The organism is Nostocoides sp. (assembly GCF_037045025.1).
Lineage (GTDB): Bacteria > Actinomycetota > Actinomycetes > Actinomycetales > Dermatophilaceae > Nostocoides_A.
The window spans coordinates 105073-131163 of the sequence record NZ_JBAOHM010000012.1; the positions used below are offsets into that span (position 1 = coordinate 105073).

General features: G+C 69.7%; 23 protein-coding genes and 1 riboswitch. Of the genes, 9 read left to right on the forward strand and 14 right to left on the reverse strand.

Translation table 11 applies throughout. The features are described from left to right. The first annotated feature begins 10 nt into the window (after nucleotides 1-10). Both V9G19_RS15670 and V9G19_RS15675 read left to right on the forward strand, forming a co-directional pair. Nucleotides 11-937 (forward strand): 2-hydroxyacid dehydrogenase, encoded by a 927-nt coding sequence (locus V9G19_RS15670; protein WP_462286365.1) that lies wholly within the window; start codon nucleotides 11-13, stop codon nucleotides 935-937. Nucleotides 938-1073: 136 nt separating this feature from the next. Continuing rightward, complete coding sequence (locus tag V9G19_RS15675; RefSeq protein ID WP_462286366.1) at nucleotides 1074-1451, forward strand: hypothetical protein; 378 nt, start codon at nucleotides 1074-1076, stop codon at nucleotides 1449-1451. A gap of 65 nt (nucleotides 1452-1516) precedes the next feature. On the opposite strand, the gene V9G19_RS15680 is transcribed toward V9G19_RS15675, so the two are convergent. From V9G19_RS15680 to V9G19_RS15715, 8 genes are all read right to left on the reverse strand, one after another. Continuing rightward, complete coding sequence (locus V9G19_RS15680) at nucleotides 1517-3031, reverse strand: mannitol dehydrogenase family protein (protein WP_462286367.1); 1515 nt, start codon at nucleotides 3029-3031, stop codon at nucleotides 1517-1519. Between the two features lie 77 nt (nucleotides 3032-3108). Then, nucleotides 3109-4320 carry a phenylacetate--CoA ligase family protein gene (locus V9G19_RS15685; RefSeq protein WP_462286368.1) on the reverse strand — a complete coding sequence of 404 codons (1212 nt, stop codon included), beginning with the start codon at nucleotides 4318-4320 and terminating at the stop codon, nucleotides 3109-3111. Between the two features lie 163 nt (nucleotides 4321-4483). Then, nucleotides 4484-5338 carry an ABC transporter ATP-binding protein gene (locus tag V9G19_RS15690; protein ID WP_462286369.1) on the reverse strand — a complete coding sequence of 285 codons (855 nt, stop codon included), beginning with the start codon at nucleotides 5336-5338 and terminating at the stop codon, nucleotides 4484-4486. Continuing rightward, complete coding sequence (locus tag V9G19_RS15695; protein ID WP_462286370.1) at nucleotides 5335-6561, reverse strand: ABC transporter substrate-binding protein; 1227 nt, start codon at nucleotides 6559-6561, stop codon at nucleotides 5335-5337. The genes V9G19_RS15690 and V9G19_RS15695 overlap by 4 nt, the downstream gene beginning before the upstream one ends. A 24-nt stretch (nucleotides 6562-6585) precedes the next feature. Next, nucleotides 6586-7647: a branched-chain amino acid ABC transporter permease gene (locus V9G19_RS15700; protein ID WP_462286371.1), complete on the reverse strand. Its 1062-nt coding sequence runs from the start codon at nucleotides 7645-7647 to the stop codon at nucleotides 6586-6588. 1 nt (nucleotide 7648) lies between these two features. Beyond that, nucleotides 7649-8521, reverse strand: a complete 873-nt coding sequence (locus V9G19_RS15705; RefSeq protein WP_462286372.1) for a branched-chain amino acid ABC transporter permease — start codon at nucleotides 8519-8521, stop codon at nucleotides 7649-7651. Continuing rightward, the gene (locus V9G19_RS15710; protein WP_462286373.1) at nucleotides 8518-10473 is read right to left on the reverse strand and encodes an AMP-binding protein; all 1956 of its coding nucleotides are present in this window, start codon (nucleotides 10471-10473) and stop codon (nucleotides 8518-8520) included. The genes V9G19_RS15705 and V9G19_RS15710 overlap by 4 nt, the downstream gene beginning before the upstream one ends. Further along, entirely contained in the window at nucleotides 10470-11339 is an 870-nt protein-coding gene (locus tag V9G19_RS15715; RefSeq protein WP_462286374.1) for an ABC transporter ATP-binding protein, read from the reverse strand. Before V9G19_RS15715 ends, V9G19_RS15710 begins: the two co-directional genes overlap by 4 nt. 204 nt (nucleotides 11340-11543) lie before the next feature. Between V9G19_RS15715 and V9G19_RS15720 the strand changes: the two genes are divergently transcribed. After that, nucleotides 11544-12332 (forward strand): IclR family transcriptional regulator, encoded by a 789-nt coding sequence (locus V9G19_RS15720; RefSeq protein ID WP_462286375.1) that lies wholly within the window; start codon nucleotides 11544-11546, stop codon nucleotides 12330-12332. Nucleotides 12333-12348: 16 nt separating this feature from the next. Continuing rightward, nucleotides 12349-14244, forward strand: coding sequence for an AMP-binding protein (locus V9G19_RS15725; RefSeq protein ID WP_462286376.1), 1896 nt, complete (start codon nucleotides 12349-12351; stop codon nucleotides 14242-14244). A 33-nt stretch (nucleotides 14245-14277) separates the two neighbouring features. On the opposite strand, the gene V9G19_RS15730 is transcribed toward V9G19_RS15725, so the two are convergent. The 5 genes from V9G19_RS15730 to V9G19_RS15750 form a co-directional block, all read right to left on the reverse strand. Continuing rightward, complete coding sequence (locus tag V9G19_RS15730; protein ID WP_462286377.1) at nucleotides 14278-15084, reverse strand: transglutaminase-like domain-containing protein; 807 nt, start codon at nucleotides 15082-15084, stop codon at nucleotides 14278-14280. Between the two features lie 50 nt (nucleotides 15085-15134). After that, nucleotides 15135-16160, reverse strand: coding sequence for a hypothetical protein (locus V9G19_RS15735; RefSeq protein WP_462286378.1), 1026 nt, complete (start codon nucleotides 16158-16160; stop codon nucleotides 15135-15137). A gap of 45 nt (nucleotides 16161-16205) precedes the next feature. Beyond that, nucleotides 16206-16335: riboswitch (cobalamin riboswitch) on the reverse strand. Further along, on the reverse strand, nucleotides 16330-18822 hold the full coding sequence (locus tag V9G19_RS15740; RefSeq protein ID WP_462286379.1) for an alpha-amylase family glycosyl hydrolase: 2493 nt from the start codon (nucleotides 18820-18822) through the stop codon (nucleotides 16330-16332). (Overlaps the previous riboswitch by 6 nt.) After that, nucleotides 18819-19316 carry a Fur family transcriptional regulator gene (locus V9G19_RS15745; protein WP_462286380.1) on the reverse strand — a complete coding sequence of 166 codons (498 nt, stop codon included), beginning with the start codon at nucleotides 19314-19316 and terminating at the stop codon, nucleotides 18819-18821. The genes V9G19_RS15740 and V9G19_RS15745 overlap by 4 nt, the downstream gene beginning before the upstream one ends. Nucleotides 19317-19514: 198 nt before the next feature. Continuing rightward, nucleotides 19515-21011 carry an MFS transporter gene (locus V9G19_RS15750; protein ID WP_462286381.1) on the reverse strand — a complete coding sequence of 499 codons (1497 nt, stop codon included), beginning with the start codon at nucleotides 21009-21011 and terminating at the stop codon, nucleotides 19515-19517. A gap of 148 nt (nucleotides 21012-21159) precedes the next feature. On the opposite strand from V9G19_RS15750, the gene V9G19_RS15755 reads away from it, so the two are divergent. Then, complete coding sequence (locus V9G19_RS15755) at nucleotides 21160-21879, forward strand: hypothetical protein (RefSeq protein ID WP_462286382.1); 720 nt, start codon at nucleotides 21160-21162, stop codon at nucleotides 21877-21879. Between the two features lie 149 nt (nucleotides 21880-22028). After that, the gene (locus V9G19_RS15760; protein WP_462286383.1) at nucleotides 22029-22577 is read left to right on the forward strand and encodes an RES domain-containing protein; all 549 of its coding nucleotides are present in this window, start codon (nucleotides 22029-22031) and stop codon (nucleotides 22575-22577) included. A 30-nt stretch (nucleotides 22578-22607) separates the two neighbouring features. Here the strand turns inward: V9G19_RS15760 and V9G19_RS15765 are convergent, their stop codons facing one another. Next, nucleotides 22608-23855 (reverse strand): multidrug effflux MFS transporter, encoded by a 1248-nt coding sequence (locus tag V9G19_RS15765; RefSeq protein WP_462286384.1) that lies wholly within the window; start codon nucleotides 23853-23855, stop codon nucleotides 22608-22610. A gap of 145 nt (nucleotides 23856-24000) precedes the next feature. Here V9G19_RS15765 and V9G19_RS15770 point away from each other — a divergent pair, with 145 nt between their 5' ends. Genes V9G19_RS15770 through V9G19_RS15780 form a run of 3 tightly spaced genes read left to right on the forward strand, consistent with a single transcriptional unit; the run spans nucleotide 24001 to nucleotide 26081 of the window. After that, nucleotides 24001-24774, forward strand: a complete 774-nt coding sequence (locus tag V9G19_RS15770) for a cupin domain-containing protein (protein ID WP_462286385.1) — start codon at nucleotides 24001-24003, stop codon at nucleotides 24772-24774. Nucleotides 24775-24804: 30 nt separating this feature from the next. Beyond that, on the forward strand, nucleotides 24805-25359 hold the full coding sequence (locus tag V9G19_RS15775; protein ID WP_462286386.1) for a DJ-1/PfpI family protein: 555 nt from the start codon (nucleotides 24805-24807) through the stop codon (nucleotides 25357-25359). Then, the gene (locus V9G19_RS15780) at nucleotides 25356-26081 is read left to right on the forward strand and encodes an HAD family hydrolase (protein WP_462286387.1); all 726 of its coding nucleotides are present in this window, start codon (nucleotides 25356-25358) and stop codon (nucleotides 26079-26081) included. Before V9G19_RS15775 ends, V9G19_RS15780 begins: the two co-directional genes overlap by 4 nt. Nucleotides 26082-26091 lie beyond the last annotated feature (10 nt).

A 26091-nucleotide genomic window follows, 5' to 3' on the forward strand; every position in this document is an offset into this window, starting at 1 on the left:
GCTGAGCGACATGGTGCGCGTCAGCTTCCCGGACGCCGACTGGCTGGCCGATGTCGGGGCGGTCGAGGGCGTCGAGCCGTTGGTCTGGAATCCGCGGGACGAGCCGCCGGCCGAGCCGGTCGACGTCGTCGTGGCCCCCTATCTCGGGGCCGCCGCCAAACTGGCCGCCGTCGCCGGGGTTCCGGGGGTGCGGCTGGTCCAGTTGCTCACGGCCGGCTATGACGGGGTCTTCGACGCGGTCCCGGAGCACATCGCGGTCGCCAACGCGGCCGGGCTGCACGATGCCTCGACCGCGGAGCTGGCCCTGGCGCTGATCCTCGCGTCGCAGCGCGGCATACCGGGCTTTGTGCGCGCCCAGGACAAGGGTGAGTGGAGCCGTCCGGGCTTCTTGCCCTCGCTGGCCGACCGGCGGGTGCTGCTGATCGGCTACGGCTCGGTCGGCCGGGCGATCGTGCAGCGGCTGCTGCCCTTCGAGACCCGGGTCACCGCGGTCGCCAGCCGTCCCCGGCCCGGCGACGACCTCATCGCGACCGTGCACGGCATCGACGAGCTACCCCGGCTGCTGCCCGACGCCGAGATCGTCGTCCTCGTCGTCCCGCTCGTCGACTCCACCCGCCACCTCGTGGACGACGCCTTCCTCGCCGCCCTGCCCGACGACGCGCTGGTCGTCAATGTGGCCCGCGGGCCGGTGGTGGACACCGAGGCCGTGCTGCGGCATACCGGCCGGATCCGCTTTGCCGCGGACGTGACCGACCCCGAACCGTTGCCCGACGGCCACCCGCTGTGGAGCGCCCCGGAGGTGCTGATCAGCCCGCACATCGGCGGTATGTCGAGCGCCATGCGCCCGCGGGCGATCGCCCTGCTGCGCCACCAGCTCGGCCGCCTCGGCCGGGGGGAGCCGCCCGAGCATCTCGTGCGCGCGGGCGAGTATTCGTAGGCTGGTGGGATGTCCGCCATCGACTTCGTCGAGCATCAGATCCTCGCCCGGGTCCCCGAACTCACCAATCCGTCGGCCACCTTGGAGGTGCCATTGCTCGTGCGGGTGGACTCGCTGGGTCGGCCGCCACGGCCGGGTGGCGTTGTTCACCCCGTGGGCGCCGATCGGCTTCCACGAGGCGTGGGCGGTGGTCGAGGGCTGCCACGACCTCGCCGACCTCAACGACACCGACTGCGCCGACCTCGGCGCCGCGATGTCCGCGGTCTTCCGCGCCTACTACGGCTGGGATCTCGCGTCGTTCAACTGGGCGCTGTATGGCGCCGGCCCGGCCCCGTCGGGCCGCTTCCCGGTGCTGCTGCGGATGGTCAGCCGCTCCAACCCCGAGCCGATGTACCGCAGCGACGTCACCTACTTCGAGCGGTTGCACGGCGAGGGCATGGTCGACCTGCCGCCGGAGGAGGTCGCGGCCGGCATCCGCGCGCACGCCGGAACGCCATCCCGCGAGAGCGTGTAGGTCATCGGTCGTCCTGGCAGCCGATGAGCTACACGATCCCTGCGCCGCCAGTGGATCAGCGGTCCCTAACCGTCGGCGTCCGCGAGCGCATAGCGCAGGGCGGCCGGCACGCCCTCGTTTTCGAGCAGCCCGACGATCTCCTGGTATGCCGCGACGAACGCCGGGCTGTCGGCCAGGCCCCACGCCGCGAACGGGGAGGCCGAGAGCGCATCCAGCGGGTTGTCCGACTTCAGCAGCGGCCAGTCGGCGTCCTGTAGGTGCGGCTCAAGGACCTCGAAGCTATTGCCGTGGTCGTCGACGCCGTTGGTGTAGCGGCGGAAGGTCGCGAGCAGGAGCGCCTCGCGCCGCGGATCGGCGCCACTGGCGATCAGCTTCTCGGCCGTGTTCCGGTGGAAGACCGGCAGCTTGGAGGCTCCGTCGTGTGCAACCCGCAGCACCGTGTCGGGCACGTGCGGGTTGGCGAACCGGCCGACGACCATCGACATGTAGTCGGTGAGCGAGACGTCCGCGGGTGCCTCGATGAACGGAATGGCGTCCACTTCCATGAACCGGTTGAGCACGGCGGCGATCGCCGGATCGCTGCCGGCCTCGGACACCGTGGCGTAGCCGGAGAGCGCGGCCGGGTAGGAGAGCAGCATGTGCGAGGCGTTGAGCAGGCGTTGTTTGATGGCCTCGAACGTCGCCACGTCGGGGCGTAGCTGGACCCCGACGTCCTCAAAGGCGGGCCGGCCCTGGGGGAAGTTATCTTCGAGGACCCACTGGGTGAACTCCTCGGTGAGCGCCGGGAGGGCGTCGGCGATGCCGGTGGCCTGGTTCAGGTCGGCGCGGGCCTGCGCCCCGACGGTGGGGGCGATCCGGTCGACCATCGAGTTCGGGAAGGCGACATTGGCCTCGATCCACGACGCCAGCTCCGGGTCCTTGGCGTTGGCATAGCCGACAACGGCCCGCCGGGCGGTGTCGCCATTGGAGCGCAGGTTGTCGCACGACATGACGGTGAACGGCGGCACGCCCGCTTCCCGCCGGGCGGCGAGCGCCGCGGTGATCACCCCGAAGGAGGTCTCGGGCGTCTCGCGGGCGAGGTCGGCGACGATGGCCGGGTCGTCGACGCGGAACTCGCCGGTCTCCTCATCGAGGTTGTAGCCGCCCTCGGTGACGGTGAGCGAGACGATCTTGATCGCCGGGTCGGCCAGGCGGGCCACGACGGCGGCCGGGTCGTCGGGGCCGTTGAGGTATTCCACCATCGCGCCGACGATCCGGGAGTTCTGCGTGCCGTCGTTGGTGTAGGCGGTCACCGTGTAGAGGCAATCCTGGTCCGCATAGGCGTTGGCGCGCGCCGTGGCCCGCGGCGAGGCGCCGCTCAGGCTGATGCCCACCAGGCCCCAGCCGAACTGGTCGTCGCGGGCGGCGAGCAGGTCATCGAGATAGAGGCCCTGGTGGACGCGGTGGAAGTTGCCGACACCGATGTGCGCGATTCCCGCCGTGACCTTCGCTCGATCGTATGCCGGAACCCTCGTGGTCGCGGTGCCGCCGTTGGCGAGGGCGGTGGTGATCGGCACGAGGCCGTCGGTGTCGTTGCTCATGGTTGGTCCCCTTCGATCCGGTAGTGCCGCATCTGCGACCCTAGCGGTCGCGAGTTCGGGTGTCTCCCCGAGGCTACTTAGGACCAGTCGCGGGTGTCCACGAGCGGGCCGTCGCCCTCGGCCAGGGCGACGACCGGGGTCACGTCCACGCGGAACCGCAGCCCTTCCCGCACTCGCTCGCGCACTTCGGCGGCGAGCGCATCACCGTCGGCGCCGTGGCCCGCGACGACCTCGCAGCGCAGCGCATCGAGGTTGTCCTCACGGGTGATGACGAAGCGGTAGCCGGCGAGGTCGGTGATTCCGGTCATCACGTGCTCGACCTGGCGCGGGTGGAGGAACATGCCGCGGACCTTGACGGCCTGCCCGACCCGGCCGAGCACGCCCCGCAACCGGGGTTGCCCGTCCGCCCCGAGCATCCACCCGGACAGGTCCCCGGTGCCGAACCGCACGAGGGGGTAGTCGGTGCGGAGCAGGGTGATGACGACCTGGCCCTCGGTTTCGTCGGTGACCGGCGTCCCGGAGTCGAGATCGCAGACCTGGACGAGCACGCCATCGGCGATCCGCATCCCGGCTCCGTCAGCGGTTTCGTAGGCGAGCAGCCCGGTTTCGGCGGTGCCATACGCCATCCGCACGTCGTTGATCCGTGCGGTCAGCACCTCCCGCAGCGAGGGGGGCAGGGGCTCGGCGGTGACCATTGCCTTGCCCAGCCGCCAGCGGCCGGGGTCGAAACCGGCGGCGTCGAATCGCTCCAGCAACGCCTTGAGATAGCTGGGCAGACCGGTGTATGCCGTGACGCCGAGTTCGGCGATTGCCGCGGCTTGGAGGTCCTGGTTGCCGATGCCCCCGGGCAGCACGCTGGCCCCGGCCGCGAGCGCGCCCTGCTCCATCATCTCGCCCGCGGGGGAGAGGTGATAGCCGAAACAGTTGAGCACCACATCGCCCCGGCCCACGCCCATATCGGCGAGCACCTGCCCCCAGCGCCAATCGCCGCCGCGTAGTTGCGGCTCATACAACGGGCCCGGCGACTGGAAGACCCGCTCGACGTCGGCGTCCGGCGCGAGCAGCCCCGCGAACGGCGGGTCGGCGCGTTGGGCCGCGACCATGGCGTCCTTGTCGAGCACCGGCAACGCGTCCAGGTCGGCGACCCCGGTGGCCTGGTCCGGCACCACCCCCGCCTCGTGACAGCGTCGGGCAAAGGCGGGAACGCGTGCGGCGGCCTGGCGCACCAGGTCCTGGACGGCCGCGTCCAGGGCCCGGTCGCGCCGGGCCAGGGCATCGTGAAGCGACACGGGTCTACCTTCCGGAGAGCGTGTGAGTAGCGCTGTGGGGTGGTGTGTGGGGTTTCTTCGTGGGGTCGTTTTGTGGGGTCGTTTTGTCGGGGTCCCCGCGAAGTATCGGGGCGACGGGGTCTCACGCTCTGCGTGGGCGGAGCGGAGAACTTCGTGGGTTTTCTCAGAGCCAGCGTTTGCGGCGCTTGTAGTGCTTGACGTCGCGGAAGCTCTTGCGGCCGCCGCCCTCGCCGAGGCCGAGATAGAACTCCTTGACGTCGGGGTTTTCGCGCAAATCGGCGGCTGGGCCTTCCAGGACGATCCGGCCCTGTTCCATGATGTAGGCGTGGTCGGCGACCTCTAGGGCCCGGCGGGCGTTCTGCTCGATGACCAGCACGGTCAGGCCGCGCTCCTCGTTAAGGCGTTTGATGAACCCGAAGATCTCGGTGACCAGCAGCGGCGCCAGGCCGAGCGACGGCTCGTCGAGCATGAGCAGGCGGGGCCGGGCCATCAGGGCCCGGCCGATCGCCAGCATCTGCTGCTCGCCGCCGGAGAGATATCCGGAGATCTGGTTGGTGAGTTCACCGAGCCTGGGGAAGAAGTCGTAGACCATGGCGAGGTCCGTCTCGACGTGTCCCCGTTCCTGGGTGTAGCCGCCGGCGATGAGATTCTCGGCCACCGTCAGGTGCTCGAAAACGTGCCGGCCCTCCATGCACAGGCTCATGCCGCGGCGCACTCGTTCGGCGGGATCGAGCTTGGTGACGTCGGCGCCGTCGAAGACGATGCCGCCGTCGGTGACCTCGCCGTGCTCGCTCGGCAGCAGCCCGCTGACCGCTTTGAGGGTCGTCGACTTCCCGGCGCCATTGGAGCCGAGCAGGGCGACGATTGTGCCCTCGGGGACGTTGAGCGATAGGCCGCGCAGCACGAGGATCACGTCGTCATAGATGACCTCGACGTTGTTGAGTTCGAGCAGCCCGCCGGTGGAGGGCGCGGCGGGGTTTGCGCCGCTCTCCACCGGCGCGCTGGTGGCCGGGCTCATGGCTGGGCGGGTGCTTCGACTTCGACCATCTTGCCGCCCTCGACGCTATAAACCCCGCTGCTTGAGGTGCCGCGGTGCGAGTCGGTCGAGAATTGGATGGTCTCGCCGCCGATCAGCTGGCCGACGTCAATGGCGCCCATCGTCTCCAGCGCTTCCTTGATCGCCGGGCCGGTCAGGTCGCCGCCCTCGCCGGCCTTGGTGATGCCCTTGGCCATCGCCTCCATCGTCGCCCAGCCGGCGACCCAGGACACGGTGACGTCCTCGGGCTTGATGCCCTTCTTGGTGATGTAGTCGTTGATCGCCTTGTGGCCGGGCTTGTTGGTCGACAGGGGCGCGATCGGCTGAATCATCATGTGACCCTCCGCGACGTCGGCACCCGCAGTTTTGATGAACAACTCGTTGGAGCACCAGTTGAGGCAGACGATCTTCATGTCCATCCCGCCGGCCTTGATGTCCTTGGCGACCTGGGCCGCGGGGCTGGCGACATTCTGGATGATGATGTACTCCGCGCCCTGGCTCTTGGCCTGGGACAGCAGTCCGGCGTAGTTCGGGGAGCCGGCCGGCATCGCGTAGGCCTGGTAGCCCAGCTTGTAACCCTTCTCGGCGATCCAGGCCTTGCCGTCCTCGACGGGGGCATTGCCGAACGGGCTGTCGTGGTGGAAGACCGCGACCTCGGCGTCGCCGCCGGAGTCCTTGTTGATCCAGTTGAGCGCGACCCGGATCTGGTCGGAGTAGGTCGCGGCGACGACGAAGTTGTAGGGCGCCTCCTTGGGGTCGGTCAGTGCCTCGGCGTAGGACGCCGACATGAACGGCAGCTCGTCCTGGGCGACCTTGCCGTGCAGCGCCTCGGAGTCCCCGGTGCCCCAGCCTTGGATCGCCACGACCTCGTCGTTGACGTATTGCTTGTAAAGCTGTTCGGCCTTGGGCACCTCGTAGGCGTAGTCATTCGAGATGGCCTCGATCTTGCTGCCACCCAGGCCACCCGCGGTGTTGACCGAGTCGACATAGGCGAGCATGCCGCGGTTGTAAGGTCCGCCGACGTCGGCGGTGGCGCCGGTCATGTCGGCGATGACGCCGATCTTGATCGTCTCGCCGCTGGCCTCACCACCGCCGCCGCTCGTGCCGGAGCTCGACCCTTCCTTCTCCCCACCGCCGCAAGCGGTCAAGGTCAGGGCGAGTGTGGCGCCGAGGGCAACCAAACCGGTCCGTCTGGTGTGTTTCATGACTTCTCCTTCTGGGTGGGGCGGTTAGTAGCGGAACGGCCAGAACCGGACGTATTCCTTGATGCGTTCCCACAAGCGGTTCAGGCCACGGGGCTCGATGATCAAGAAGAGGATGACGACCAGCCCGAAGATCGCGTTTTGCACCGCGGGCAGTTGGTCGGCGAGGAAGGGGAGAGAGCCTTCGGCGCGCCCGGCGATCGTGCGGATCAGCACGGGCAGCAGGCTCATGAAGACGGCGCCGAAGACGGCCCCGGCGATGCTGCCGAGCCCGCCGACGATGATCATCGCGAGGTAGGTGATCGAGACGTTGAGGGTGAACGCCTCCCAGGTCACGGTCTCGGTATAGTGCGCCGTCAGCGCCCCGGCGAGGCCGACGAAACCGCTGGACACCGCGAATGCGGTCAGCTTTGCCCGGGTCAAGTTGACTCCGATTGCCTCGGCGGCGATGTCCTGGTCGCGCACAGCCATGAACGATCGGCCGAGGCCGGTGCGGAAGATGTTGCGGGCGGCGATGACGCTGAGCATCGTGACGATCAGCAGGATCCAGTACCACTTCTGCTCGAAGCTGGAGCGGGGGATCCGCCAGCCGAAGATCTCAAACCGGTCGACGGTGATATAGCCCTTGCCGTCGGTCAGCCATTTCCAGCGGCGGATGACGAACTCGATGATCTGCTGCGAGGCGAGCGTGGCGATCGCCAGATAGAGGCCCTTCAGGCGCAGGCCGGGCAGGCCGAAGAAGGCGCCGATGACCGCGGTGAGGATGACCGCACCGGCGATGGCCAGTGGCACCGGCAGCGAGTACTTCCCGGCCAGGATCGCCGACGAATAGGCGCCGACCGCGAGGAAGCCCCCTTGACCAAGGCTGATCTGTCCGGTGTAGCCGACCAGGATGTTGAGCCCGACCGCCCCGATGACCGCGATCAGGATCGCATTGGCGATCGAGAGCCAGTAGTTGTCCAGCACGAACGGGGCGATCACCAGCCCGATGCTGACCAAGGCGAGGCGGACGTACTCGCTGCGGGTGGCCCGCAGCCGTAGCTCCGAGGAATAGGAGCGGTGGTGGATGCCGGTGGACGTGGCGGCCATGTCAGACCCTCTCGATCCGGGTCTCGCCGAACAGCCCGTAGGGACGGACCAGCAGGATGAGGACCAGCACGACGTAGGGGATGATCGTGGCCAACCCGGGATCGAGGTAGCCGGAGACGAATTGTTTGAGCAGCCCGATGGTCAGCCCGCCGACGATTGTGCCGGGGACCGAGTCGAGACCGCCGAGGATGACGACCGGGAAGACCATCAGCCCGAACGCGGCGAGGTTCTGGTCCACCGCGGTGATATCGCCCAGCAGGATGCCGCCGACCAGGGCGCTGACCGCGGCCAGGATCCAGGCGAGCGCGAAGATCCGCGGGACCGAGATCCCCATCGTCATACTCGCCTGCTGGTCATCGGCGACCGCACGCATCGCGATCCCGTGGCGGGAGCGGTTGAAAAAGAGCGAGAACGCGCTTAGCACGATCGCGGCGATGACGATGACGAGCAGCCGGTTGATCGGGACCGTGGCGCCGAGGAAGGAGATCGACCCGGAGGGCAGGATCCGCGGCTGGTGTTTGGGCTGGACGCCGTAGAACATCTGCACCAGCGACCGCAGCAGCATCGACAGGCCGATCGTCACCATGATGATGCTGATCGGGGCCTCCCCGATCATCGGCCGCAGGATGAGCCGCTCGACGAGGATGCCGAGCGCAATCGCGACGAGCACACCAATCAGGACAGCGGGGATGAACGGCAGCCCGAGCAGCCCGAACGCGGTATAGAAGGCGTAGGCACCGACGAGGAGGAACTCGCCCTGGGCGAAGTTGATGACCGCAGTCGCCTTGTAGATGAGCACGAATCCGAGCGCGGCCAGCGCGAGGATCGCGCCGTCGGCGAGGCCATAGACGAGCAGGTTGACGAAGGTGCTCATCGGCGGCCACTCCAGACGGGTCGACGGCCCCGGCCCGGGGGGATGGTGTAGGTCGTCAGGTCGAAGATCCGCAGGTTCAGGTCGCGCACCACCGAGGTGCCGTCCTGATAGGTGATTTTGCTTTGTATGCCGATCTCCTCGTCGCCGCGGCGCAGCGCGGCGATGATGTCGCCATACCGCTCGTCGATGACCGAGCGGCGCACCTTGCGGGTGCGGGTGATCTCGTCGTCGTCCGGGTCGAGTTGCTTGTGCAGCAAGACGAACCGGCGCACGCGGATCGACTCGGGCAGGTCGTCGTTGGCGTGGGTGATTTCCTCGGCGATCAGGTCGTAGACCTCGCTCTTGCCGGCCAGGTCGGTGTAGGTGGTATAGCCGAGGCGTTCGTTCTCGGCCCAGGCGCCGGTCGTGCGCGGGTCGATGATCAGCATGGCCGTCATGCCCTCCTCGCCGGCCTTCGGCCCGAAGACCACCGCTTCTTCGACGTAGGGGCTGAACTTGAGCTTGTTCTCGATGAACTGGCTCGAATAGCGCGAGCCGTCGGGTGCGGTGAGGACGTCGCTGAGCCGGTCGATGACCACCAGATGGCCGGCGTCGTCGAGATAGCCGGCGTCGCCGGTGTGCAGCCAACCGTCGGTGTCGACGGCCGCCGCGCTTGCCTGCGGGTTGCCGTGATATCCGCGGAAGACCGAGGCCGAGCGGAGCAGGATCTCGCCGGCGTCGGTCAGTTGCAAGTTGGTGCCGGGGATCGGGGTGCCGACCGTGTTGAACGCGATGTCGTCGTCGCGGTGAACGACGGCGATCCCGCAGATCTCGGTCTGGCCGTAAATCTGCTTGAGGTTGACGCCGATGGCGTGGAAGAAGCGGAAGACGTCGGGCCCCAGGGGGGCTCCACCGGTGTAGGCGCGCTTGACCCGGGCCAGGCCGAGCTGATCGCGGACCGGGCGGGTGGCGATCGCGTCGGCGAGGCGCTGCACGGGGCCGCGTGGCCGGCCACCGCCGCTGACCCGCTTGGCCGCCGCGCGCTCACCGACGTCGTAGCCCCAACCGAAGACCTTGCGCTTGAGCCAGCCAGCCTCGTCGATGCGCACCTGCACCTCGGAGAGCATCGACTCCCAGATCCGCGGCGGCGAGAACATCACGTCCGGACCGATCTCGCGCAGGTCGCTGCGTTGGGTCGAGGAGTCCTCCGGGAAGGAGATCGTCAACCCGGTCGCCAGCCCGCACGCGACGGCGAGCATCTGCTCCCCGATCCACGCGAACGGCAGGAACGACACATACCGGTAGTCCTTGGTCATCGGGTCGATGCTCGTCAGGTGATGGGCCATCGCGAGCAGGTTGGCGTGGCTGAGTTGACCGAGCTTGGGTCGCGACGTCGTGCCCGATGTCGTGCAGATGACCGCGATGTCGTCGGTGCTCGCCGCGGCCAACTGCTCCTCCAGCCAGCCGGGGTGCTCCTGCCCCCAGGTTCGCCCGAGCTCCTCGACCGCCGTGAAGTCGAGGAGCGCCGGGTCGGCATAGGCCTCCAGCCCGTGCGGGTCATAGAACACGATGTGCTCGGTCGGCAGGTCCTCATGCTCGCTGCGTAGCCGCAGCAGCTTGTCGACCTGCTCCTGGTCCTCGGCGACGACGACCCGGGCGTCCGCGGTCTCGATGATGTGCTCGAGTTCCTCGCCGATCGACGTCGGATAGATCCCGACCACGGCGGCGCCGAGCGATTGGGCGGCCAGTTCGGCGATCAGCCACTCCGGGCGGTTGTCGCCGAGGACGGCGACGATATCGCCGCGCCGCACGCCGAAGGAGGCGAGCCCGCAGGCGAAGTCGCGCACGCGATCGGCATACTCGCGCCAGCTGATCGGTTGCCAGATCCCATAGCGCTTCTCTTGCATGGCGACCCCGTCGGGCCGCTCGGTGGCGAGTTGGGCGAGCAGCCGGGGGAAGGTGTCGGTGCTCATCCGTGGGCCTCGTCCGCGCCGAGGTAGGCCTCGATGACCGCCGGGTCGGTCTTGATTTCCTCCGGGGTGCCGTCGGCGATCAGCCGGCCGAAGTCCAAGACGCTGATCCGGTCGCTGATGTCCATGACGACGTTCATGTCGTGCTCGATGAGCATGACCGTGACCCCGGCCAACTCGTGAACGTCGAGGACATAGCGGGCCATGTCCTCCTTCTCCTCCGAGTTCATCCCGGCCATCGGCTCATCGAGCAGCAGCAGCGCCGGTTGCAGGCACAGAGCGCGGCCGAGTTCGACCCGCTTCTGGATGCCGTAGGCGAGCGAGCCGACCGGCTGTTGGCGGAAGGCCTGCAGCTGGAGCAGGTGGATGACTTCCTCGACGAGCTGGCGGTGCTCGATCTCCTGGCGGCGGGCGGGCCCGATCCAGAGCATCGACTTCAGCACGCTCTTGTTGAGGTAGATGTGCCGCCCGAGCATGAGGTTGTCGAGCACGGTCAGGTGGGAGAACAGCTCGATGTTCTGGAAGGAGCGAGCCACACCGAGGCGGGCGATCCGGAAGGGCGGCAGCCGGGTCAGCACGTGCGCGGACGGTTCCGGGGTCGTGGCGTCGGTGCCCTGCTGCGTCCCGTGCAGGATGATCTCGCCCTCTTGCGGGTGGTAGAGGCCGCTGACGCAGTTGAGCAGGGAGGACTTGCCGGCGCCGTTGGGGCCGATGACCGAGTGGATGTGGCCCTGGGTGACGGTGAACCCGACATTGCGCAAGGCGGTGACCCCGCCGAAGCGCAGGGTGACGCCGCGGATGTCGAGCACCGGTCGTCCGGCGGGCAGGTGGCTGCCGTTGAGGGAATGCTGATAAGCCCTAGTGAGCACAGTCGCGACTCCTGGCTGCGCCGGGGGTGGTCAGCGATGACCACCGACTAACATCGATGGGTGGACCCTAGGGCTTCCACTATGTGAAAATCAAGACCTATTCTTGGATGCGTTATCCGCTTGTTGTCAGGTGGTCGTCCGGCCACGGAAAAGGAATCCATCGCAGAACGGGGGTCGAGGATGGCGAGCGCGAACGCTGCCAGCATGCCCGCCGGGAGGCCGGCCGCGCAGGCGGCCTCCGAGGCCATGCGCGACCAGGCCGGTCGCGGCGGGTTGGGGACGGTCCGCAACGCCATCCGGCTGTTGGACCTGCTCGCCGAGGGCCCGGCCTTTCAGCAGCTGACCGATCTGGCCGAGCGCTCGGGCATGTCGCTGCCGACCGTGCACCGCTTGTTGCGCTCGCTCGTCGTCGCCGATCTGGTCGTCCAGGACACCCGCTCGTCTCGCTATGCCCTCGGCCCCGAGCTGACCCGGCTGAGCCACCACTACCTCTCCCGGTTGCCCTTGCTCGGAGCGGTCGCGCCCTATGTGACCCAGTTGCGGGACGATCTCGGCCAGTCCATCTCGGTCCAGACCCTCGTTCGTGGTGAGGTAGTGACCGTGGACCGGATCGACGGGCCCGACTCGGGTCTCTATCGGGAAACCCACCGAGTCGTGCCGGCGCTGTCGTGTGCGGCCGGCCGGCTGCTGGCCGCACGGGCCGACGACGACCACTGGGCGCTGGCCCTCGCCGCCGCGGGATCAGCGGCGATCGGACAGGACCTCGCTGCCCGGCGCGCGGAATGGGCCGGCGCCGAGCGGCTCGCGCTGGGCCCGGCGCACGCCGGCGGACCCGGCGAGGTCGCGGTGCCGGTGATCGATGGCCATGGCGTTGCGGTGGCCGCGCTCGCCGCCGCCGTCGCGGATCCGGCAGATGAGCGCGCCGTCGCCGACAGCGCGGCTCACCTCGATCGGGCCGCCCGGGCCGCGGGCCGGACCCTCGGCCATGGCTGACGCCATGCCTGACGACATGCCTGATGCGGCGTCCGTCCCCGGGCCGGGCCGCTCGGCGGACCCCCTTCCCGACTCTGATCCGGTCACCGAACCCATCGGGCTGCGACTGCCACCCGACCCCGTCTGGGAGGAGATCGCGCGCGCGATCACCTTCGCGACGGCATACGAGCGGCTGTGGACTCCCGGCCCGCGAGGCGGCTCCTGGTTTGCCGGGGGCCGCCTCAATCTGTCGGTGAACTGCCTCGACCGGCACCTGCCGGCCCGCCGGGACCAGGTCGCGATCCACTGGGAGGGCGAGCCCGGGGACCGGGTCTCGCTCACCTATGGCGAGTTGTATGAGCAGGTCCTCGCGCTGACCAGGGCGCTGCACGCGCTCGGCGTGCGGCCGGGGGATCGGGTCGGACTGCACCTGGGCTGGCTACCCGAGACGGTCGTGGCGATGCTCGCCTGCGTGCGCCTGGGCGCGGTGCATACGCTCATCCCGGTGCCGCTGCCGACCGAGGCCCTCGCCGACCGGATCGCCGACCTTGAGCTGCGGATCCTGTTCACCCAGGACGGTGCGTGGCGGCGCGGAGCGGTGCTGCCCCTGAAGGCGCGGGCCGACGAAGCGCTTGCCGCGGCCTCCTCGGTCCAGCACCTGATCGTCGTCCGCCGCACCGGGATGGACGTCCCGTGGTTCGACGGCGACCGGTGGTATCACGATCTGGTGGCCGGCACGCGTGGCCGCCACCGCCGGGCGGATCCGCCGTCGGTGCTCGTGCCGGCGCAGCATCCGGTGTGCACGATCTCGCTGGCCAACCGCGGCGGCCATCCCGTCTCGGTCCTCCACGGGACGGCGACGATGCTGGCCGGGGCGCTCGCCGTGCACCGGCTGCTCGACCCGTCGGGGGTGTTCTGGTGCGCGGGGGAGGTGTCGTGGACGCTGACCCAGTTCCACGGGATCTATGGCCCGCTGGCCAGCGGCGCGACCGCGGTGATGTGCGAGGGCACGCTCGATGTGCCCAGCCGCGATCGGGCCTGGCAGATCATCGAGCGGTATGCCGTCGAGAGCCTGGTCACGACCCCGTCGGTCGTGCGGACCATGCGCGGCTGGGCGCGTGAACTCCCGCCGCGCTCGCGGCCGCCGTCGCTGGGCCGGGTGACGACCGCGGGTGAACCGATGGATGCCGAGCTGAGCCAGTGGCTCCTGGAGGCCCTCGGTGCGGGGGTGCTCGACGTCGCCGACGGCTGGGGACAGCTCGAGTTGGGCGGCATCGTGCGCCTCACCGGCCTGCGGGGCGAGTCGCTTCCCGACTGTGGCCTCGATGTTGTCGACCCGGACGGCCGCTCGGTCGGTGTCGGCGAGCCGGGGGAAATCGTGCTGCGCAAGCCGTGGCCGAGCACGATGGTCGGCATTGAAGGGCCCGGTGCCCCCAACATCGACCGGCACTGGACCCGCCACCCCGGCGGGTATGCGACCGGGGATCTCGCCGAGCGGACTGGACCGGATGCGATCGCCTTCCTGGGCCGCACCGACGATGTCGTCTCGATCTCCGGGCAGTTGGTCGCGCTCCAGGAGGTGCGTCAGGTCCTCGCCGGCCACCCGCAGGTCGCCCAGGTCGACGTCACCTGGCGCAAGGATCAAGAGCTCGGCCGCGCCCTGATCGCGACCGTATGCCTGCGCGGCGGCGCCTGTGCGCCCGGGACCGACCAGGACTACGACGCGGTGGCCGTCGAGTTGATGGAGACCGTGCGGGAGGTTCTCGGCGGGCTGGCCCGGCCCCGCTCGATCGTCTTCCTGGACCGGTTCGGAGACGAGCTTTCCCGCGCCGAGCGCGCGCTGGCGATCGCCGACCTCGCCCGCCCCGACCGAGAAGGCCCCCGGCTGATCACCTGGGCCCAGGTGCTCGCTGCCGCCGGCCACACCGACTGAGGTGGCCGGGCGGGTGTGCCGGGGCCGGTCAGGTCAGGTCAGGGCCACCAGTTGGGTCGGGTCGTCGGCGGTCAGCTCGGCGCCGTCCAGGACCGCGGTGACCTGCACGTCATGCAGGGCGACGAAGCCGCGGGTGACGGTCATGAACGCGGTGTCGGAGGTGTCCTGCCCGGTCGCGATCCGCACCATCGAGTCGCGCGGGGCCAGACCGGTGGCGTCCAGGGCCTGCCAGCGACCGTCGAGTGCGGCCTCGGCGACGGCGTGGAAGTCCATCGGCGAGAGCCCGGGCGCATAGACCGACACCAGCCGGGCGGGGATGTTGTAGGCCCGCAGGAAGGTGATCACCAGGTGGGCGAAGTCGCGGCATACGCCCTGGCGGTTGAGGTAGGTGTCCAAGGCGGAGTCGACCGGGCGGCTGGAGCCGCTGACATAGGCGAGATGTTGGTTGACCCACTGGGCGGCAGCGACGAGCAGGTCCGGCCCGCTCACCTGGCCCAGCTCGGCCTGGGCGACGGCCAGCAGCCGGTCGGCATCGCAATAGCGGCTCGGCCGGACGTACTCGATCTCCTCCAGTGGCGTGACCAGCCGCGGGTCTGCCGGGCTGGTGACGGTCGCGGCATACGAAATGCTCATCCGGCCGACTGGCAGGCCCTTGGCGAGGTGATAGCGCGAGCCGACCGGCCCCTCGACGACGTCATAGCGCATCGGGGTGCCGTTAATCGTCATCGCGAACTGCTCATCGGCCAACTGGTAGTGGCTCGCCGGCGCCAACGACAACACGATGTCGGCGACGGCGTTGACGGAGATGTCGAACTCGGCCCTGACCTGGCGGGTTGTCACGCCCCCATCCTTAACCACGTCCACCCGGATCGTGGAATTGGCCGACCCGGTCAGCAGCTCATCGGTGCAGCACCGGCCGTGGACCCGGAGGCGGTGAGCGTGGCGAGGTTGGCGCCTGCGAGGCCCACGATCGCCTGCGCCGTGGCCCGGGGCGCGGCGAACTTGTCGAACGGGCCGGCCATGAAGGCGATCGCCCCGCGGCGGCCCGCCGGGGCGCTGCAGCCCTGCTGGAGGTGACGGATGAGGGCGCGTGAGGTGGCGGCGGCCTGCGTGTTGGCGGTCCCGCCGGCGGTCTCCAAGGCAGCCGCGACAAGCCCGGCCGTGTTGCTGTTGTCGCTCGGGACGGCGTTGGCGCGCAACCAATTCGCCGCGGTTCGAGCCTTGGAGGTGTAGCCGGCAGCCGCGAAAGCCTGCACGGCCAAGGCGGTGGCGTCGGCGTCGCCGGAGCAGGTGGCACCGCTGAACGTGATCGGCACGCCGCCGTCGGCGCAGGCCTGGGTGGCGAGATATCCCGCGGCCCGCCAGGCACGAGCGGTCATGCCCGCGCGCTGCAGGGCGATCGTGCCCAGGCTCTGGCCGAACGCGTTCGCGTAGTCACCCCACTCCGACGTGTCGCGGAAGCGGCCGTGGTTGCCCTGCAGGGCGATCAGTTCGCCGATCACATTGCGCTCGCCGTAGCGATACGGGCTGCGGCCCGAGATCTGCAGGGCAAGAACGAGTTTGGCGTGGGCACCGACATAGGACTCGGTGTCGCCGTCGCCAAGGTAGCCGGCCAGCCGGGTGCCGTCGGACAGCCAGGTGAGCGCCGCGGTGGCGCGCGAGCGATTGGACTTGCTGGCGGCGAAGGCGATGACCGCATCGAGGGTCAGCCCCGGGTCGTCGTAGGCGTTGCCGTCGTAGGTGGTCTGCAGATGAGTCCCGTCAACGAACTGCCGGCCGAGCCAGGAGGAGGCATCGCGACCGGCGCGCTGGTCGGCGGCGGTGGGGTCGGCCGCCGCGGGAGCGGCAGCGATCAGCGGAGCGGTCAGGGCGGCGGCGAGCAGCGCCGCTCCGGCCGGGCGCAGGGGGGCAAGCATGCTTTTCGGGTCCTTCCTCCGCGGTCCTCGGCGGGGATCGTATGCAATGCGGACACGTCTCGGGCAGGCATTCGGGCTCGCGGCCGTGGGGCCGACTCACCGTTGCGGGTCAGCGCCGGGTTCGCACCGGACTTCCCCTGCTCGGGACGCCCCGACTCTAGCAGCGGGTTCAGCGGCGGCGGGCGCGGAACCAGTCGGTGACGGTGTCGAGCAGCACATCGGTGACCTGCGCGACCACATCCGTCTCCTTCGGGGACCGGTCTGCGTCGGGGGCAGTGGAGGTCGCCGGGGCATCGGGGTCCTCGGGTGGGCCCTCGGCGAGGACGACGACCGACCAGGGGGCCGCGGCATACGAGCCGGCGATGACGTCACCGGAGGCGAGCGGCCAGCAGTTGGCGTGGGGCTCAAAAGCCGTTGCCGTGTCGATGATTCGACGCCAGGCGGTGGTTTCGCTCCCGTCAGGCACCGCGAAGGTCACCGCGTCGGTCGTCATGTTGACCAGGACGAGCAACGACGGGGCGCCGACGCCGGCGGCGTCGATCCACAGCCGCAGCGCCCGCTCGCCCGGGCCGGGCGAGTGCGCCTCGGTCGGCGTGAGGAAGAGATAGCTGACGTCGTGCCCGCCGAGCACCACATCACCATAGGTGGTCTGCCGCAGGCCGGGGTGATCGCGTCGCAGCCGGGCGAGATAGGCGGCGAAGACCAGCTGCGGGTTGACCCCCTCGGGACTGGCCGCGCGGCCGAAGGCATCCCGGTAGTGCACCCCAGGGTTCGCCGGGTCGACCGGTACCGCAGTGGGCGCGGGGGTCGCGGCGGCGGCCCAGTTGTTCCACATCCCGATCGTGTTGAGGTTGTATGGATTGTTGTTGCCGTTTTGGGTGCGGGCGAACTCGTCGCCCGAGGTCACCATCGGCACGCCGCGGGAGAGGAAGAGGATCGTCCAGAAGTTGCGCAGCCGCTGCCGGACCAACGCCTGGTCGCCGCCGGAGCCCCACGAGTCGTTGCTGTCGCTGCCGCCGTCGGACGGGCCGAACGGCCACTCCTGCAAGTTGTCCTTGGTGTCGTAGGCGACCAGGTCGAGCATGCAGAAGCCGTCGTGGGCGGTGACGAAGTTGACCGAGCGTTGCGGGCCGCCCTGATCGGCGAAGTGCCGGTAGTCGCCGTTGACCATCTCGAGGAAGTCGGCGGTGTTGCCGTCGCCCTTGAGGAAGCGGCGCACGCCGTCGCGGTAGCGGCCGTTCCACTCGGCCCAGCCGTTGGGGAAGTTGCCGACCTCGTAGCCCCACAGGTCCCACGCCTCGGCGATCACCTCGAAGCCGCGCACCTGCGCCAGGTTGGCGATGGCCAGCAACAGCGGGTGGTCCTGGTGGAACTGCGCCTGTCCCGCCCAGTTCTCCCGCGGCTTGCGGTCCGGCAGCCGCCCGAGCACCGGCGCCAGGTCAAACCGGAAGCCATCAACACCCATCTGGTCGCACCAGTAGCCCAGCGATTCGATGACCAGGCGCTGGGTGATCAGGTTGGAGAAGTCGGTCTGGTTGCCACATCCGGTCGCCCCGTCCACGAGCCGCCCGTCGTCGGTCAGCACGTAATAGTCGGCCGTGCTGAACCCGCCGAAACCGGTGAACCCGACCGTGTCGGCGTCGCCCCAATTGCCGCCCTCGCCGGTGTGGTTGAACACCACGTCGAGATAGACCTCGACGCCGGCCTCGTGGAAGGCGCGCACCATCGCCTTGAACTCGCGGGTCGGGCCGCCGGGGGACTGGTCGGCGGCATACTGCCGGTTGGGCGCAAAGAAGCCGAGCGTCATATAGGCCCAGTGGTTGGACGGGCTGCTCGTGTTGGGCTCCGAGCCGCTGCTCTCGTGCACCGGCAACAGCTCGATCGCGCTGACCCCCAAGGCCTTGACGTATGCCGCGAGATAGCCCGCCCCGGCGTAGGTGCCGCGCAACTTCTCGGGAACGTCGGCGACCTGCTCGAAGCCGGGGATCGCGGCCAGGTGGGTGCGCAGCGTCGACGCCGACGGGTGCATGGTCAGGTTGCGCACGTGCGCCTCGTAGATCGCGGCCGACTCGGCGGGAACGGCCGGTTTGGTGCCGGTGGAGGTGGTGTCGTCGATGACGATCGCCTTGGGCGCATAGGGGCCGGTGTCCCACTCGCGGACCGGGCGGCCGCGGTAGTCCCGCGGGCCCCAGCCGAAGACACCGTCGTCGAGGCCGGCCTGGCGCACGAGCGGGCTGGCCGGGCTGTGCGAGATCTCCCGGGCATAGGGATCGGTGAGCACCTTGTTGGGGTTGAACCGTTGCCCGCCGGGCCCGCGGTCGCTGACGAAGCCGGCCGCAGAGCCGCCGCGCTGCCAGGCGGGGTCGACCTGCCAGCCCCCACCCCAGACGCGGTAGCCGTAGTGCGCGCCCGGCCCGACCCCGCCGACCCGACCGCGCCAGATCCCGTCGCTCCCACGGGCGAGGTCGATGTCGGTGAGGGCGTCGCGGCCGGTGGGAACGGCATACAGCTCGAGCAGGACGCGGGTGGCGTCGGGAGAGGCGACGGCGAAGGTCGTGCTCGAGCTGCCCGGGTCGTAGGTCGCGCCGAGTGGCCAGGTGGCGCCGGGCCAGGCGGCCGGCTCCAGCGGGGTCGGCAGGGCGACCAGGGATGGGGTGGTCACGCGGGCTCCGGCTGGGTGGCGGGCTCCTGCTGGGTGGTGGCGCAGGCGCGGCAGGTGCCGGAGAGGGCGGCGTGCGCGGCGTCGAGGCGGAAGCCATGCTCGGCGGTCACGCGCTCGGCCACGTCGTCGAGCAGCCCCACGGGCAGATCGACCACGGTGCCGCAGCAGCGGCACTGGGCGTGCGGGTGCGCCTCGGCGTGATCGATCAGGTGATAGGCGGTCGCGCCGTGGCCGAGGTGGATGTGCTGGACGACGCCCAGGTGGCTGAGCGCCTCCAGCGTGCGATAGACGCTGGCCGGATGGACGCTGGCGTCGCCCGCCGCGACCGCGGCGTGGACCTCGTCGGCGCTGAGGTGACCCTCGGTGCGGGCCAGCGCGCCCAACACCGCGGCCCGTTGCGCCGTCATCCGCTCCCCACGCTCATGGAGCTGCCCCTGCACCCGGGCGACGAGGGCTCCTGGGTCACGGGATTGGCCCGTCGGCGGCGTCTGCACGGGCCTAGTCTGTCCAGTTTCCCCGGCCGTGCGCCAACCCGGGGGCGGCCTTGGGCTAGCGAATTAAGCGACAGTTAAGCGGTCTCGGTCAGGATGGATGCACCGAACGCGAGGGTCAGCCCAGGGGCCTCGCGCGGGGGATCGGTGTGTCGGGTGGTTGCCTCGGGGGACCACCCGGCATACCGCGTGCCGTCAACGTCACGAGGTTGCTGGCGTTGGCAGCCGGCGGGTGCCCCCGGTGGCGCGCGAGCGCAGCGCGGCCAGGCCGGCGAGGGCGATCAGGGCGGCAATCACCGAGAAACCCAGCCGAGGCTGCAGCGGGATCAGGATGCCGACGGCGCCGCCGACGACCCAGAAGGTCTGCAAGAGCGTCTCGGTCCAGGAGAAGACCCGCGCCCGCAGGGCCTCGTGCACCTCGCGTTGCACCAGGGAGTCGAGGCTGAGCTTGCCGAGCTGCCCGAACAGCCCGGCGGTCAGGCCGATGGCGAGCAGCGTCCAGAGCGAATAGAAGACCGCGGTGACGACGGCCACTCCGAGCGCCATGCCGAGCAGCGTGGTGGCCATGGCGGTCGGGGCGGTATTGCCCCACTTGTTGCCGATGAAGCTGCCCGAGGCGTTGCCCACGGCGGCCGCGGTCGCCACCAGCCCGAGGACGAGCGAGCCGGCCATGCCCGGCAACGGATGCTCGCGCATCAGGAAGGCCATGAACAGCGTGAGGAAACCGGACAGCATCCGGGCGCCGGTGACCAGCCATAGCACATAGCGCACCGGCACCGGCAACGCCCGCAGTCGTTTGGCGGCGGCCGTGACGTTTTCGCCGGTGAAGTCCTGCTCGCCCAGCGTCGAGTCGACGTTGGCGGGCAAGCGGATCGCGAGGATCGTGCCGATGACATAGATGGCGAAGGCGGCGCGCAGCGACCAGTCCGGCCCGACCTTGGCCAGCGCGCCCGCGATGCCGCCGCCGAGCAGCATCCCGATCAGCCCGGCGATATTGAGCCGCGCATTGGCCTTGACCAGGGGTATGCCGTCGGGCAACACCCGGGGCACCGCCGCCGCGCGCGCCACGGCATAAGCCTTGGTCGCCATCAGCGCGCCCAGCGCGCACGGGAACAGCCACGCGGAATCCTCCACGACCGCCGAGGCGAGCACCCAGCTAAGGAAGCCGCGCAGCGCCAGCGTGCCGCCGATCGCCCAGCGCCGGCCGTGCCGGAAGCGGTCGAGCAGCGGCCCGATGAGCGGGGCCAACAGCACAAAGGGGGCCATCGTCAAGGCGAGGAAGAGGGCAACCTGGCCACGGGCCTCGTCGGTCGGCAGCGCAAAGACCGTGCCGGCCAGCGAGACGGTCAGCGCCGCGTCGCCGGCAACGTTGACGACGTGCATCTCGGTCAGCCGGGAAAGCCCGCTGCGGTCGGCGCCGTCGGCCGCAGCGAACCTCTGGAACCGGCGCACGCCGGCCTGCGTGCTCCTGCCGACGACCCGCGCGGTGCCTCGCCCGCCGCTCACCGTGGCACGGCCAGCGGCCCGTCCGGCCGCGCCGGCCTTGAGGGCGGCCCCGGCCAGACGGCGCGGCCGCGGGGGCGGCGGCGGTGGGGGCGGAGTAGGCGGTGATTCGGCGGTGGCTGCGGGCGGCGGCGTGCCGGCATCCCGCCGCGGCGGCGGGGGTGGCGGCGGGCGGCGGGCCCGAGGCGCGGTCACAGACCCATCTTGACTGATCGAGGCGACAACGTCAGCCTCCGACGAGATGAACGTCGCCAAGACCTGCGAATGAGATGCATAATTGACATGGCCTGACGCACCGGTCTCACTATCAGTGAGTGATGGTCATTGTTAGGAGAGTTGACACATGTCCGACATCCATCCCTACGCTGCGCAGACGGACGTTTCCCCTTACGTCACCCAGCTGGTCAACAAGGTCATCGACGAGAAGTTCGAGACCGACGTCGTTGCGTGGTCCGGCAAGGGCGTGATCCAGAACCTCCTCTCCCAGAAGCTCGTCCCCGACGGATACGTCGTCATCGTGGCCAAGCTCCCCGCAGAGGCACTACCCGAGGCGGTCAAGGTGGTTGACGAGATCGCGCAGCGCTCGCTACGCGCCGAGGAGGCGGCGGATCGCGTTGTCGACGCCGTCCTCCCACCTACCTCGGCCGTGAATCTGTCACCAGCTCAGACAGCAGCCGTTGTTCGCAACGCAGCCGCCTTGAGCAAGGTACAAGACGAGTTCGGGCTGCTCACCAGCGCCCAGGTTGGCGATCTGGCCGAGTCGACGGCCGAGAACCGCTCGGCGACAGCCACCCGGTGGCGTACCGCGCAGCGCATCTTCGGGATCAAGCGCGGCGGGGCCTGGGTCTACCCCGGATTCCAATTCGTTAACGGGCAACCGAGTCCCGTGATCGGCGAAGTAATCCAGGCCTTCGGGTCGGCAGGAGACAGCGGGTGGGCGCTCACCCTCTGGTTCACGGCTCCCAACATCTACCTGCGCGATTCCCGTCCGGTCGACCAGATCAGCGACAATCCCCAAGGCGTCGTGGAGGCGGCCACCCACGTCTTGGACGCGGGACCGTAATGGGTCGAGTTCCGCCCACCTTCCCCTTGCCAGCGGATCCTCCCGTTCCCGCTCCGCCGCACACCCCCGACTTCGAGATATCCCCATGGTCACGGGGCCAACCCATGATCCATGTCGGACCCCGCGGGTATGACGCGAACCAACCGTATGTGAGCCCCCGTCCATACCGGTTCAGCGACTTCGACGACCCGATCGCCGGGGCCGCGGTCCCGACGTACTACGCGGCGGCCAACCTGACCGGCGCCCTCGCCGAAACCGTTTTCCACGACATCCCCCCGCGGAGCGCAACCCCTCGTGTCGTCGCGTTCGATCGCCTGCTGAGCCGGGTCGTGGCACGCGTCATTCCTCGCCGAACCCTCAAACTCGCAGACTTCACTTCGGCCGGCCTGACCGGACTGGGCCTGGACCGTCGCGAGATCATCGAGACCGTCGATCCCGACCTCTACCTCGACACCGTCAAGTGGGCGCACGCCGTCTACACCGATCCCGAGACCTTCGACGGCATCCACTGGATTTCCCGACTCGATGACACGTGCGCCTCCGTCGTCCTGTTCGGTGGCCGCGTCCGCCCCGAAGACCTCGAGCACGACCCGGCTCGCGACATGGGGCCCTTAACCATGCCGGGCACCGTCGACGATGTCCTCGACATCGCTTCTCGACGGCAGATCGACATCGTTGGACTGCCCTGGCTCCGATGATGAGCGTGGCACGCTGCTCCGGCAGTCCCCTCACGCTGGGGGCGGATCGAATTCCTCGGGATGCTCGGCGGCCATCAGCGTGGCCCGGGTGGTCAGGAAGTGCCAGCCCCACAACACCCCGGAGGCCAGCACGAGCACGAGTGACCCGATGGCGATGTTGCGCGTGCTGGTGGCATAGCTCGGCAGCACGGCCGAGACCGCGGCGCTCAGCGTCAGCCCGAGGAAGGTCGCGCCGGACGCCGCCGCGCCCCGCGCCCGCGGGAAGATGTCGAGCAGCGCCAGCTGGGTGGTCGGGAAGAGCATGGACTGGCCGACCCCCATCAGCCCGGGGCCGATCACGGTCAGCGCGACCGTCGGGGGGCCGGGCCGGGAGGTCAACACCACGTTGAACACCGCCGCGCCGAGCATGACGACGTAGCCGGCTCGCACCAGGGCCAGCCCGCTGATCCGGCCGGCGGCCCGGCCGCTGAGCCACGAGCCGACGGTCATCCCGGCCACCAACGGCCCGAACAGCATCCAGAAGTCCAGCTCGGTCCGGCCCAGCAGGTCGACGACGATGATCGCGGCCCCTCCGACATAGGTGAACCACGCCGCCTGGGACAGGCAGGCGGCCCAGGCGACCCGCTGGTAGCGGCCGCTGCGGCATACCTGCCAGAGGCTCCCCAGCAGGGCGCGGACCGCGAGCCGGGTGCGCCGCGCCGGCGGGTGAGTCTCGGGCAGCACCCACTGCACCGCCGCGACAAGCACCAGCGCCATCAGCGTCTGGAAGTAGAAGATCCACTCCCACGGGCCGATCTGCAGGATCAGGCCACCGACGATCGGCGCCACCGCCGGGGCGATCCCAAAGATCATCGCGACCCGGCTCATCAGCCGCTGGGCCTCGGCCCCGGCATACAGATCCCGGATGATCGTCCGGCTGACGATCACGCCGCCACCGGCAAACAGGCCCTGCAGCAGCCGGAAGCCGACGAGCACCTCGATCGTCGGCGCCAGCGCCGCCCCCAACGACGCCAGCCCGTATGCCGCGACCCCGCCGACCATCACCGGCTTGCGGCCCAGCGCATCGGAGATGGGTCCGTGGAAGATGCTCATCAGGCCGAACGCGAACAGATAGGCGCTGACCGTCAGCTGCAGCGTCTCGGAGCCGACCCCGAACTCTTCGCGCATCTGCGGGAACCCCGGGAACGGGGTGTCGATCGAGAACGGGCCGAGCATCGAGAGCCCGGCCAGCACGAGCGGGATGACGGCGGCGGCGCGCCGCGAGCGCGGATCGATCATGACGCCCGCCAGCCTCCCAGACTCGGCCGGGCGAGCTTCCCGGCGTCCATGGGACTTCGCCCCCACGTGCGCGGGATGGCCCTCGCTCACAGTTTTCTCCAGCACACGACAAACACCAACGCCGACAACAACGCAGGAGGGGACCATGACGATGACCATCGACACGGACCTGGCCCTACGGGCCGCCCGTGAGGTCGAAGTGGAGGTGTCCATCGCCGATGTCGAGGCGATGCGCGCCCTGCTCAAGGACGGGGCCCGCACGGGCAACGAGCAGCCGGGCGCCGACGGGCACCTGGATGAGATCGTGCCCAAGCCGTGGGGGCTGGAATACCGGGCGTATGTCGATGACTTCCTCGACGTCTGGCAGTTGCAGATCGGTCCCGGCCACGCGACGTCGATGCACAATCACCCCCGCAAGCTGACCTACCTGGTCTGCCTGGACGGGGAGGGCGTGCTGAGCACGCTGGACGGTGAGGTCGAGATCGCCACCGGTGACGTCGTCAAGATCGCCAAGAGCGCTTTCCACAGCACCCGCAATGTCTCGGCCGCCGACCGACTCGACCTGATCGAGGTTGAGGCGCCGCGCAACAAGTACGACCTGTTGCGCCTGCAGGACGGCTATCACCGCCAGCACCTCGGCTACGAGACCGGCTGGGAGATCGCGCCCAGCCGGATGCGCCGCCTGCCCTACATCCCGCATGCGCAGATGCGGCCGGCCAGCCCGTGCGGGCGGTATGCGTTCGAGATGTTCGCCGGGATGGACCTGCACTACCGCGGGCTGGGCGTCGCCGAGTTCTTCGTCCCGCTCGGCATCGAGGCGCTGGCCTACGACAGCGTCCACGTGCTCAGCAAGTACACCTGCCCCGAACTGGCTCCCCAGCTGGACACCTACTACCTCGGCGTGCGCCGCGCCGACTGACTCCCAACCAATCGAGAGGACCTCATCACCATGAAACGCAGCGCCGTCATCATCACCGGACAGGGCTTCCAGGACCACGACGTCATTTACGCCTACTACCGGCTGATCGAGGAGGGCTGGCATGTCGACATCGCGACCAAGAACGCCGCCCCGACGTTCGGCAAGTACGGCGTCCCGCTGCCGATGGACAAGACCGCCCGCCCGCTGATCGGCTACACCGACCTCGACGTCGAGGCCTATGACGCGGTGATCTTGACCGGAGGCCACGAGGCCCCCGACCGGGTCCGTCAGGACGCCGACGTCCTCGGCTTCCTGCGCGCGATGGACGAGGCCGGCAAGGTCGTCGCCGGCCTGTGCCACGGCCCGTGGATCATGGTCAGCGCGGGCGTGCTGCGCGGCCGCACCGCCTGCGCCTACATCGGCCTCAAGGACGACGTGGTCAACGCCGGCGCCAACGTCATCGAGGGCGATGTCGTCGTCGACGGCAATATCATCACCTCCTCCTACTACGCCTACTCCGGCAAGTTCATGCGGGCGGTCTTCGACACCGTGGAGGCGCTGGCAACCACCCAGGTCGCCGCGTGAGCCCCACCCGGACCTGGCTCGTCCTCGACTTCGACGGCGTCGTCTGCGACGCGCTCAGCGAGTGCGCGGCGCTCACCCGGGCGGCCGCCGGTCCAGGGCCCGGCCTGCCAACGCTCGACGAGGCGATCGCCGCGCTCACCCCGCAACTGCTCGCCAGGTTCGCCAGCGTGCGGCCCTATTGCCGAACGCTCGCCGACTTCATGGTCACCAATGCGGTCACCGCCGCCGTGACCAGCCGCGAGGAGTTCGAGGCCGCCAAGGCCGCCGCCGGGCCGGAGCTGTTGGATGCCCAGGCCGCCCACGCCCAGCAGATCCGCGACGCGTGGCGTGCCGACGAACCGGAGGCCTGGCTGGACATGCACATTCCGTATGCCGGGGTGCCGGACCTCATCCGCGGCGCCGGCGGACCGGTCGCCATCGTGTCCAACAAGGACGGCGAGTCGATCGACGCGATCCTGACCCACCTCGGGCTGCGCGGCGACGTGGCGATCATCGCCGGCGCGTGCGCCGACAAGCCGGCCGCGGTGGCCCGGCTGATCGGGGAGCACGCCAGCGCGAGCTTCATCGACGACAACCTCGCCAATGTGTTCGCCGTCGCCGCCGTGCCGCGGGTGCGCAGCCTATGGGCGACCTGGGGCTACCACAGCCGCGAGGACATCACCCAGGCCCTCACGGCGGGCGTGCCCACCCTCGCCCTCGGCGAACTCGCCGCCGTCGCCTAAGCCCCAACGA